General features: G+C 72.0%; 10 protein-coding genes. 2 read left to right on the top strand and 8 right to left on the bottom strand.

The window, feature by feature from the left end; all coding sequences use genetic code 11:
• The first annotated feature begins 106 nt into the window (after positions 1–106).
• Positions 107–814, top strand: a complete 708-nt coding sequence (locus tag AB0M20_RS12195) for a GAF and ANTAR domain-containing protein (protein WP_364297270.1) — start codon at positions 107–109, stop codon at positions 812–814.
• Positions 815–820: 6 nt separating this feature from the next.
• Here AB0M20_RS12195 and AB0M20_RS12190 read toward each other — a convergent pair whose 3' ends face one another.
• From AB0M20_RS12190 to AB0M20_RS12170, 5 genes are all read right to left on the bottom strand, one after another.
• Positions 821–1,234: a DUF1232 domain-containing protein gene (locus AB0M20_RS12190; protein WP_364297268.1), complete on the bottom strand. Its 414-nt coding sequence runs from the start codon at positions 1,232–1,234 to the stop codon at positions 821–823.
• Positions 1,235–1,275: 41 nt separating this feature from the next.
• Complete coding sequence (locus tag AB0M20_RS12185; protein WP_364297266.1) at positions 1,276–2,643, bottom strand: M20/M25/M40 family metallo-hydrolase; 1,368 nt, start codon at positions 2,641–2,643, stop codon at positions 1,276–1,278.
• A 132-nt stretch (positions 2,644–2,775) separates the two neighbouring features.
• A complete protein-coding gene (locus AB0M20_RS12180) occupies positions 2,776–3,516 on the bottom strand; it encodes a GAF and ANTAR domain-containing protein (protein ID WP_364297264.1) in 741 nt (246 codons plus the stop codon).
• On the bottom strand, positions 3,513–4,055 hold the full coding sequence (locus tag AB0M20_RS12175; protein WP_364297262.1) for an STAS domain-containing protein: 543 nt from the start codon (positions 4,053–4,055) through the stop codon (positions 3,513–3,515). Before AB0M20_RS12175 ends, AB0M20_RS12180 begins: the two co-directional genes overlap by 4 nt.
• Before the next feature lie 185 nt (positions 4,056–4,240).
• A complete protein-coding gene (locus tag AB0M20_RS12170; protein ID WP_364297260.1) occupies positions 4,241–5,086 on the bottom strand; it encodes an SDR family oxidoreductase in 846 nt (281 codons plus the stop codon).
• 152 nt (positions 5,087–5,238) lie between these two features.
• Here AB0M20_RS12170 and AB0M20_RS12165 point away from each other — a divergent pair, with 152 nt between their 5' ends.
• Positions 5,239–6,108, top strand: a complete 870-nt coding sequence (locus tag AB0M20_RS12165) for a helix-turn-helix transcriptional regulator (protein WP_364297259.1) — start codon at positions 5,239–5,241, stop codon at positions 6,106–6,108.
• Between the two features lie 6 nt (positions 6,109–6,114).
• Here the strand turns inward: AB0M20_RS12165 and AB0M20_RS12160 are convergent, their stop codons facing one another.
• From AB0M20_RS12160 to AB0M20_RS12150, 3 genes are read right to left on the bottom strand one after another with little or no spacing between them, the layout of a single operon-like run.
• Positions 6,115–7,359 carry an MFS transporter gene (locus AB0M20_RS12160; RefSeq protein ID WP_364297257.1) on the bottom strand — a complete coding sequence of 415 codons (1,245 nt, stop codon included), beginning with the start codon at positions 7,357–7,359 and terminating at the stop codon, positions 6,115–6,117.
• A gap of 3 nt (positions 7,360–7,362) precedes the next feature.
• Entirely contained in the window at positions 7,363–8,778 is a 1,416-nt protein-coding gene (locus AB0M20_RS12155; RefSeq protein ID WP_364297272.1) for an NAD(P)-binding domain-containing protein, read from the bottom strand.
• Positions 8,772–10,010 carry a M28 family metallopeptidase gene (locus AB0M20_RS12150; protein WP_364297255.1) on the bottom strand — a complete coding sequence of 413 codons (1,239 nt, stop codon included), beginning with the start codon at positions 10,008–10,010 and terminating at the stop codon, positions 8,772–8,774. Before AB0M20_RS12150 ends, AB0M20_RS12155 begins: the two co-directional genes overlap by 7 nt.
• Positions 10,011–10,061: the final 51 nt, after the last annotated feature.

The raw sequence follows: 10,061 nt of genomic DNA, 5'->3' as shown, positions 1-10,061 counted from the left end.
AGAAGCGGCGCGGATCCCGGACTCCACCTCAGGAGCCCTGCAGCGATCCGCGCACCCCGCCCCAGACACCTGGTGTGGTACGCGCCCTCGTTAAGGACGCTTCGCCATGACGCCCGTCGAACCCCTGGACCCGAACGAGGCATTCGCCGAGCTGGGCCGCATCCGACTCGCCGACATCGACATCGACACCTTGCTGGACAAGATCGCGCAGCTGGCCAAACGCACGATCCCCGGAGCCGACGAAGTCAGTGTCACCCTGTTGCACGGCAACGACCCGCAGACCGCCGCGTTCACCGGCGAACTCGCCCTTGCCCTCGATGAGAAGCAGTACGAACGTGGCTACGGCCCGTGCCTGGAGGCCGCCGGCACCAACTCGAGCCTGATCGTGCCCGACACCAGCAGCGAGCAGCGGTGGCCCGGCTGGGCCCGGTCCGCCGCGAAGGCCGGTGCGCGCAGCTCCCTGTCGGTCGGCCTGCCCGTGCACGAGCACGTCACCGGCGCGCTCAACATCTACGCCACCACCCCGAACGCCTTCGACGACGACGCGGTCACGATCGCCCAGACGTTAGCCGGGTTCGCCGCCGTCGGTCTGGCCAACGCCCACCTGTACGAAACCCAGGCCACCCTGGCCGGCCACATGCAGAAGGCGATGGAAAGCCGGGCCGTCATCGAACAGGCCAAAGGCATCATCATGGGCGAACGCCGCTGCACCCCGGAGCAGGCCTTCGCCATCCTCACCCAACTGTCCCAGGACGCCAACCGCAAAGTGCGCGACGTCGCCTCCACCCTGGTCGAGAACGCATACCGCCACTGACAGGAATCAGTCGCGGATGCCCGCCACGCGTAGTACAGCGGCGAGCCCGGCCGGGCTGCCGGGCCAGTGCCGATGCAGCGCTTGCCGCCCGCAGCGCCGGGCCACCGACCGCAGCGCCAACGCGACGATGATCGCATCGTCGGCGTAACCGATGACCGGAATGAAGTCGGGAATCAGGTCGATCGGCACGGCGAGGTAGACCAGCAGCAGCCACAGCCGTACCCGCACCGCGCGGGGCAGAGCTCGGTCCCCGGCCAGACGTTTGAGCAGCCGCAGCAGATCCGGCAGCAGCCGCAGCATCTCGCCGAGCCCGGGCCGCTCAAAGCGACGCCCAGCCACCAGCATCGCGGCGATCAGCGCGAGCCACACCACGAGCAGGCCGACGCCGGCGCCGAGCGCGACCCTCCCCACAGCTTCCATCAGGTGCCGACTGTACGACGCCGCAGACGGCCGCGACCGGGTCAACGCCGCGGAAGTCGCTCCCAGAAGGCGGCCAGCGTGGCCGCGCCGGCAAGTAGCACGTCGAGGGAGACCCGCTCGTTGCTGTCGTGCCAGTGGTCCTCCGGCAGACCCGTGCCGAAGAACACCGCCGGCGCACCGACGCTCTGCGACAGCAGCACCACCGGGCCACCGCCGGCGTTTCCCATCCGCCCGGCGGGATGCCCGAACCCCTCCTGCATGGCCTCGGCCAGGGCCGCGACCGCGGGAAGGTCATCCGGTGTCCGGTACGGGTCCTGCGCGGCCTCCGGGGACACGGTGAGCCGGTGCTCGAACCGGTCGCTGATCGTGTCGGCGACCCATTGTCGCAGCTGCTCGGCGATGCCGGCGCCGGTCTGGTCACATACGTAACGGATGCTGAGGTCGGCCGTGGCGAGCGACGGCACGGCCGCTCGCGACGGCCCGATCGGATCGCCGCCGATCACGCTGGTCACCTCGATCGCCGGGCGGGTCCACAAGCGTTCCAGCACCGTGTACCCGGCCTCGCCGCCGATGCTGCGGGTCCGGGACCGCTCCAGCCAGTCGGCGTCGGTGTACGGAAGCGCGGCCAGTTCGTCGCGGAAACGCTGCGAGGGCTCGACGACGTCGTCGTAGAAGCCGGGCACCGTGATCCGGCCCTTGTCGTCGTGCAATTGCCCGAGCAGCCGGCTCAACTCCAGGATCGGGTTGGGCGCCGGCCCGGACACCGCACCGCTGTGCACGTCCTGCAAAGGTCCCATGACCTCCAGTTGCGCGAGCATGGTGCCGCGCATGCTGACGCACACCGCCGGATGGTCGGCGCGCCACATCAGCGTGTCCGAGAAGACGATCAGGTCCGCGCCGAGCCGATCCCGGTTGTCCTGCAGCAGCTGCTGCAGGTTGGCGGACCCGGTCTCCTCCTCGCCCTCCACCAGCAACTTCAGGTTCACCGCAGGGTTCCGGCGGCCGGTGGCGGCCAGGTGGGCCCGCACGCCCCAGAGGTGGGCGAGGACCTGCCCCTTGGCATCCGAGGCCCCGCGCCCGTAGAGGTACCCGTCGCGCAGGGTCGGCTCGAACGGCGCGGTCTCGTCCCACTCCTCGTCCTTCGCGGCGCGCACGTCGTGATGGCTGTACACCAGGACCGTGGGAGCGTCCGGTTCGGCGCACCACTCGCCGTACACCGCCGGACCGCTATCGGTGTCCCACACCTCGACCGACGGAAAGCCCGTCCGGCGCAGAGCCGCGGCCAGCCAGTTCGCCGACCGTTGAAGATCAACCAGGTGTTCCGGAACCCCGGCGACCGAGGGCACCCGGAGCCACTCCGCCAACTCGGCGACGACGGCATCCCGATGCCCGGCCAAGAATCCATGCACGCCGGTGTTCACTGATGGTTCCCCCGTCTGCCCGCCTGACGTCCGGTCCTGACTCCGGCGCCGCTTACCCCGGAACAGAACCGCTATGCCTGCGCCCGGTGCGACCACCGCCGCCCGCTGACGGCGTCGGCATCACAAATGCAGCTCGTCCATGACGGCGGTCGCGGCGTCGATCAGCGTGGTTCCGGCCTCGGCCGCGCGCATGCGCAGGTTGAGGTAGGCCGTGTCGGGGGTGCCGTGCGTGGTCTCCATGATGACGCCGATGGCCTGCTGGATGCGCGCGCGGACGGCGAACGCGCCGGCCAGGCCGGCGGTCAGTGCTTCGCTGCCGTCGTCCAGGCCGTGCCGCTGGGCGCTCGCGTCCGGGCCGCCCGGGTCGTACGTGGCCCACACGGCGGCGGTCAATGGCGCCAAGGCCGCGGGGTGACGACCGTAGAGGTTCAGGGCGGCCACGGCGGTGCCGCGGCCGGCGAAGAGCGGAATCGACAACGACGCCCGGACACCCAGCCGGTAGGCGGTGTCGCGGAAGCCCGGCCACCGCATGGTTGCGGCGACCTCCGGCACGGCCACCGGGGATGCGGTGTCCAGGGCCTCGAGGCACGGGCCGTCCTGCTCGTCGTACTGCGCCTGGTCGACGGCGCGGGCGATCTCGCTGCTGGTCGCCACGGTGGCGACGGCGTCGTCGCGGTAGGCGGTGACCGAGGCGTAGGCAACCGGTGTGATCAGGTCGGCGCTCAACTGCGCGATCGTCACGAGCTGACGGTCGACCCAGGAGGCGTCGTCCGGCGTCCCGGCCAGGACGATCAGGCCCGCCGTGAGCGGGCTTTGCACATGCGGGTACGGGACGGGCGGTTGTTGCGACGGCGTCGTCATGAAAACGTCCCCTCCTGGGCGAAGGTCAACGTCTCGTCCACTCCGGTGATGGTGAGGACCCGTCGAGTGATCCCGCGTGCACCTTGCACGGTGAAGTGGCGGCCGGTCGCGGCGGCGTGCAGGTGCGCGGTGAGGACGATGTTGACTCCGGTGGCGCCGAAGAAGGTCACGCGGCTGAGGTCGCAGCAGACCCGGGAGCCGGCCTTCAGCGCCTCGAAGAGCGCGGTGTGCAGCAGCTGGCCGGTGTCGGCATCGACAGCCCCCTCGACGCTCACCACGACCACGTCGTGCGGAAGAGCCGAATCGGTCCGGCCGGGCTCGCGGTGTCGCGTCACACTGCCGATGACCACACCGTCGAACCCCACGACGGTCGCGGAAAGCTCCAGCGGCCGGCCCGCCGCCGGGCGCAGCCCTGAGTCCGTTCCCGGCCCGGGCCGCCCGACTCCGGTGTCCGGGCGACTCGGTAGGGGACTCAGGTCGGCCACGGGACTCCTCCCCGGCTGCGGCGAGGCCGGCTTCATGGCCTGCCGGTTCGTCATCGAAGCGTCACGTTGACACGCCACCGCACCGGTCGCCGGTGTAGGGCGGAGCGTTCGGGTCACTGCCGGACCGCGATGGTGCGGGTCCGGGACCGCGCCGCTTCTTGACGCTGTCTCGCCGACGCCGAGCGCCGACCAGATCTCATAACGTACCCCCGGCCGACGACGACGAAACGGGGCTGCTGTCAGGACGATCGGCCGATCTGAACCTGGTAGCGGCCGGCGGCAATGGAGGCGATCACTCCGCCATCGATGAGCAGGTCGGAGCCGGTGATGAAGGCGCCGTCGCGGCCCATCAGGAACGCGGCGACGGCGCCGATCTCGTCGGGCGTGCCGACCCGGCCGGCCGCCGACGCCTTGATCATCGCTTGGTACGCGGCGCCGGCCGGGGAGTTGAGCTCGTCGAGCGCGAGCGGGGTCATGATGATGCCCGGGCTCAGCGAGTTGACGCGGGCACCACGGTCGCCCCAGGTCACGGCGGCGGCCTGGGTGCGCAGGGTATTCGCGCGCTTGGCAACGGCGTACGCGATGCCGGAGTTGGTGATCGTGTCGGGCTGCAGGAACGGCAGTCCGGCGAGGTCACCGGCCGGGGTGCGGGCCAGGGCCTCGTTCTGCTCCTGCGGCAGCGGCGGGATCATATAGCCGGCCTGGCTGGAGATGACGATGCCGGAGCCGCCGGGTGCGATGACGCGGGCGAACTCGTCGAGGACGTACGCGGTGCCGACCAGGTCTACGGCGAGGATCGCTTCCGGGGAGGCCTGCGCGGGCGAGAGGCCGGCGGTGTGTACGACATGCATGACGGCGCCGAGCTGCGCGGCCGTGTCGGCCAGCTCGCGGACCGACGCCTCGGAGGACACGTCGACGCGGGCCGTGCTGGTCTGGTATCCGGCGCCGGTCAGGGCCGTCGCGGCGGCCCGGGCGGCGTCCTCGTTGATGTCGGCGAGCAGGATCGTCTTGCCGACGCTGATGCGGCGGGCGATCGCCTGGCCCATGGCGCCGGCGCCGATGACGACAGTGACCTCGGTGTTCATGATGTTCTTCCTTCTGAGACGTAGGTGCCTGCTGATGTCATCCAGGCAACCGCAGGTCCGCGATCCGGAGGAGTCCCTGTTGCCCAGGTAATGGCAGGGGGGTCCTGGCAGGGTCTGTCAGCTGGGCAAAACGGACGCGTACGGTCGAACCCATGGCCGACAAGCAGCAGGTCCGCGCCGACATCCGGGAGTTCCTCACCACCCGGCGCGCGCGGATCACCCCCGAGCAGGCCGGGCTTCGCGTGTACGGCACCAGCCGCCGCGTCGCCGGGCTACGCCGTGAGGAGGTCGCCACCCTCGCCGGGATCAGCGCCGAGTACTACATCCGGCTCGAGCGCGGCAACGTGTCGGGCGCCTCGGAAAGCGTGCTCGACGGCATCGCCCACGCCCTGCAGCTCACCGACGACGAGCGCGCCCACCTGTACGACCTCGTGCAGGCGGCGAGCAACACCCGGCCCCCCGCACGTCGCCGGCCACCGCAGGCCCGCGTGCGGCCCACGGTGCAGCGGATCATGGACTCGATGGTGCTGACCCCGGCGTTGATCGTCGACTCACGCCTGGACATCCTGGCCGCCAATGAGCTGGGCCGGGCCCTGTACGCGCCGATCTTCGACGACCCGGTCAAGCCGCCGAACCATGCCCGCTTCCTGTTCCTCGACCGCCACGCGGGCGACTTCTGGCGCGACTGGGCCCAGGCCGCCGACGACGCCGTCGCTCTGCTGCGCGGTTCGGCCGGCCGGGACCCGTACGACGAGCACCTGTCGAACCTGATCGGGCAGCTGTCCACCCGCAGCGACGACTTCCGGGTCCGCTGGGCCGCGCACAACGTGCGGGCACACCTGACCGGCGCCAAGCGCATCCACCACCCGGTGGTCGGCGACCTCGAACTGCCCTTCGAGTCCATGCCGCTGCCCTCCGACCCCGGCCAGAGCCTGGTCATGTACAGCGCCGAACCCGACTCCGCATCCCACGCCGCGCTGCAACTGCTGGCGAGTTGGGCCACTCAGCCGTCCGACGCGTGAACGCCTCTATCGGGGACGCGGCGCGGGCGTGGCGGCCAGGGCGGCGGCTGCGACGACGCAGGTGATCGCGGTGGCGATGAAAACGCCGGTGTACCCGCCGTTGCCCGCGTGCAGGCCTGCAGCGGCCAGGGGCGCGGCCGCTTTGGCGATGGTGATGGGGACGACCATCATCCCGGCGATGGTGGCGTAGCGGCGGGTGTCGTAGCGCTGGGCCAGCAGGTGCGGTTTGGCGATGGAGGCGACGCCGAAGCCGAGCCCGAACCCGATCACCGCGATGGTCGCGCCGGCCCGGTGGTGACCGGCGATCGGCAGGAGGGCTGCGGCGATGCCTTGGATGACGAAGATGGCGGCGACCACGGTGGTGGTGCGGTAGCGGCGTTGCAGGCCGGTGGTGGCCAGGCGCCCGGTCACGGACAGCACGCCGAACAGCCCGGCGACGGTGGCCGCGAAGGTGGCCGGGTGTCCCCAGGCGATGAGCGCGGCGACGAGGTGCACGGTGACCACGGCGATGGCCGCGGTGTGCGCGGTGAAGCTGATGCCGAGCAGCCAGAAACCACGGTCGCCGAGGACCGTGCGCAACGGGATCGGTGGGTGGCTTCGCTGGTGTTCCGTTCTGGTCGAGGCGCGGGGCGGGGCGCGAAGGACCAGTGCGTGCAACGGGACGGTGAGCAGCCCCTGGATTGCGGCCAGGACCAGCAGGGCGGTGCGCCAGCCGTGGTCGTCGACCAGCCGGCCGGTGAGCGGCAGGAAGACGGTGCTGGCGAATCCGGCGACGACGGTGAGCGCGAGCAGGGCGTTCGGGCGCCGGCGCGGGCTGTGCCAGGCGATGACGACCGCGAAGGCGGCCTCGTAGAGGCTTGCGGCGGCGGCGACGCCGATGCCGGCTTGCACCAGGTAGAGCTGCCACAGGGTGTGCACCTGGGACCAGGCGACGAGCATGACGGCTCCCAGGAGGGAGCCGGCGGTCATGAGGGCGCGGCCGCCGCGGTGGTCCAGCCACCGTCCGACGGGTACGGCGAGCACAGCGGAGATCAGGATCGACACGGTGAACGTACCGGTGACCGCGGCGGTGGAGGTGTGCAGGTCGGCGGCGATCGGGGTGAGGAACACGGCGAACGCGTAGTAGAGCGTGCCGTACCCGACGGTCTGGGTGACCGCCAGCGCGGCGACGATCCCCCGCGCCCGGCTCGAGTCGGCAGCGGATCGGCCGCCGGGCACCGGCCCGGCGGCCATCTGATGGGTCTTTGCCATGCCTCAGCCGCAGCAGCCGCCGGTCTGCTCGTCGGTGGCGGATGGCAGAGTGATCAGGGTCAGCGGTGAACTGATCAGCCCACCGGCGATGCCGGTCGCGAGGCCTCGGCCGGCCGGTTCGGCCGCGGGCGCGCCACAGCCGCCGCCCTCCTCGGCGATGTTCTCCTGGCCGACGACCGGGTTTCCATTGCAGACACCGGTCTCCGGCAGATCGAGCTGCACGTCGCGAGCGGCATCCCAGTCGCCGGCGAGTGCGGCGACGACCGAGCGGGCCTGCTCGTGGCCGGTGGCGATCAGGAACGTCGGCGCCCGGCCGTAGGACTTGACGCCGATCGCGTAGTAGCCGGGCTCAGGGTGGCCGAGTTCGTCGACGCCGTGCGGGGGCACGGTGCCGCAGGAGTGCTCGTTCGGGTCGATCAGCGGAGCCAGCGCGCGGGTGGAACCCATGATCGGGTCCAGGTCGAGGCGCAGCTCGGTGGTGAGGCTGTGGTCGGGCCGGAAGCCGGTCGCGGCGACGATCCGGTCGGCCACGACCTCGCGGCTGCCGTCGGAGACCACAACACCGCCGTCGGCGTCCTGGTTGACGGTTGCCACGGAGAAGCGGGTGATCAGGTTGATGCGGCCGGCGTCGACGTGTGCGCGCAGCACGGTGCCGAGGGCGCCGCGGGCGGGCAGCGCGTCGGCGCTTTCCCCGCCGTAGGTGCGGGCCGGGCTGTCGGACCGGATCGCCCAGGTGACGACCGTGCCGGGTGCCTGCTCGGCGAGGTCGGCCAGGGCGAGCAGGGTGTTGGCGGCGGAGTGCCCGGCGCCGACGACCAGGATCCGCTTGCCGGCGAACCGATCGCGGTCGGCGCCCAGCACGTCCGGGAGTGCGTGCTCGAGATAGGACGCCGCTTCGGTCTCGCCGTGTGCGGGGATGCCGGAGGCGCCGAGGACGTTGGGCGTGCCCCAGGTGCCCGAGGCGTCGATCACGGCCCGGGCGAGGATGTCCTCGCCGGTCGCCAGGCGCACCAGGAACGGTGTGGTGTCGCGGCCGGCGGTGCGCAGCCGGTCGAGGCCGAGCCGGGTGACGGCGGCGACGCGGGCGCCGTAGCGGATCTGCGACTTCAGCGCGGGAAGCTCGGCGAGCGGCTGCAGGTAGTCGGCGGCCAGCTCGGCGCCGGTGGGCAGTTTGTCGTCGTCGGGCCGGACCCAGCCGGCTTCGCCGAGCAGCCGGGCCGCCGCGGGATCGATGTTGAACCGCCACGGGGAGAACAGCCGGACGTGGCCCCACAGACGGACCGCGGCGGCGGGGCCGTCGCCGGTTTCCAGGACGGTGAAGTCGAGGCCGCTCTCGGCGAGGTGGGCGGCGGCGGCGAGGCCGACCGGCCCGGCGCCGATGACGACGACCGGCAGGCGGTCGAGGTGCGTGTTCACGATGAACTCCTGTCAAAGATGAAAGGGGGACTGGTCAGGTGGTGTGGCCGGGCGGCCGCGTGCCAGGCGGTCGCCACCACGAGCCGGGCGACGGCGGTGAGGGTGGCGGTCTCGACGCGGTCAGGCGTGTCGGCGGGGCTGTGATAGCCGGCCATGCCGGCGCCGATCCCCACCGCGGCGAAACCGGCGGCGGCGTAGCGGCGGTTGTCCGACGCGACCGGGCCGGCGGCCAGCGGCAGCCCGGTGTGGCGGCCCGCCTGGTCGAGTACGGCGAGCAGAGCGTGCGCGGGCCCGCCTGCTTCGACGGCGACGGTTTCATGCAGGCACCCGGCGCCGTCGACGTTGATGACCATCGGGGTGGCTGCGTTGTGGCGGAGCTGGGCGGCGTGGTGCGCCGACCCCAGGGCGCCGGCTTCCTCGGCATCGAGCAGCGCCACCGTCAGACCGACGCCGGCGGGCAGCGCCGACGAAAGCACCCGGGCCGTTTCCAGGACGACGGCGACGCCACTGGCGTTGTCCGCGGCCGCAGGTTGGCGCAGACCGGGCAGATCGCCGACCCCGTCGTAGTGCGCGGTCAGGAGCAGATCCGTGCCGGGGCGCCACCGGCCGTGGACATTCGCGGCGGGTAGATCGAGCCGGCGGATGGGCGTGTTGCCCGCCAGCCAACCAGTCCCGCGCTCGGCGGCCGACTGCAGGGCGGCGTGCGTGTCGGTGTCCACCGCGAGCACCGGCAGCGGTCCTGGGCCGGGTCCGGCGAGCATCGTGTACTGCCAGCCGTCGCCGTCCACGTCCCTGCCGATGATCAGGCCGATCGCGCCGTCGCCGTGCCCGAAGGCGTCGAACAACCGCATCCCGGCGGGCACGACCAGCCACCGATCGGACGGCGTCGTGCGTCCGGCGTTGCCCAGAGCCCCGCGGCGGACGAGCGGTTGTTCGGCGGAGGCCGGGTGCACGGCGACCTGGCGACCGAAGCGGAGGGTGTGGACCGTGTGGCCGTCGTGCCAGGTCACGGACGGCTTTGCGTACACCTCGGGGATGGCCGCGACCCCGAACGGCTCGAAGCTGACCTCGGCACCGAGATCGGCGAGGCGACCGCCGAGCCAGGCGCGGGCGGCCGCGCCGCCGGCCGAGCCGACCCGCCGCCCGGCGAACGACTCTGCCGCCAACGCGGCGACCGTCGCCGCCATCCGCTCGCCGCTCACCGCGGCGAGAAGCTCATCCAGTGGAGGTCTCATCCGCAGCAGCCCTGACCGGCGTCGACACAAAGGAACAGCGTCGGGTAGGGA

Origin of the sequence: Actinoplanes sp. NPDC051633 (assembly GCF_040681735.1) — a bacterium.
Lineage (GTDB): Bacteria > Actinomycetota > Actinomycetes > Mycobacteriales > Micromonosporaceae > Actinoplanes.
This window is presented reverse-complemented; position numbering and strand designations above follow the sequence as displayed.

Bases quoted from the DNA above. Each gene is read 5' to 3' on its own strand.
- AB0M20_RS12195 (WP_364297270.1), top strand. From the start codon at position 107: ATGACGCCCGTCGAACCCCTGGACCCGAACGAGGCATTCGCCGAGCTG.
- AB0M20_RS12190 (WP_364297268.1), bottom strand. From the start codon at position 1,234: ATGGAAGCTGTGGGGAGGGTCGCGCTCGGCGCCGGCGTCGGCCTGCTC.
- AB0M20_RS12180 (WP_364297264.1), bottom strand. From the start codon at position 3,516: ATGACGACGCCGTCGCAACAACCGCCCGTCCCGTACCCGCATGTGCAA.
- AB0M20_RS12175 (WP_364297262.1), bottom strand. From the start codon at position 4,055: ATGACGAACCGGCAGGCCATGAAGCCGGCCTCGCCGCAGCCGGGGAGG.
- AB0M20_RS12170 (WP_364297260.1), bottom strand. From the start codon at position 5,086: ATGAACACCGAGGTCACTGTCGTCATCGGCGCCGGCGCCATGGGCCAG.
- AB0M20_RS12165 (WP_364297259.1), top strand. From the start codon at position 5,239: ATGGCCGACAAGCAGCAGGTCCGCGCCGACATCCGGGAGTTCCTCACC.
- AB0M20_RS12160 (WP_364297257.1), bottom strand. From the start codon at position 7,359: ATGGCAAAGACCCATCAGATGGCCGCCGGGCCGGTGCCCGGCGGCCGA.
- AB0M20_RS12150 (WP_364297255.1), bottom strand. From the start codon at position 10,010: ATGAGACCTCCACTGGATGAGCTTCTCGCCGCGGTGAGCGGCGAGCGG.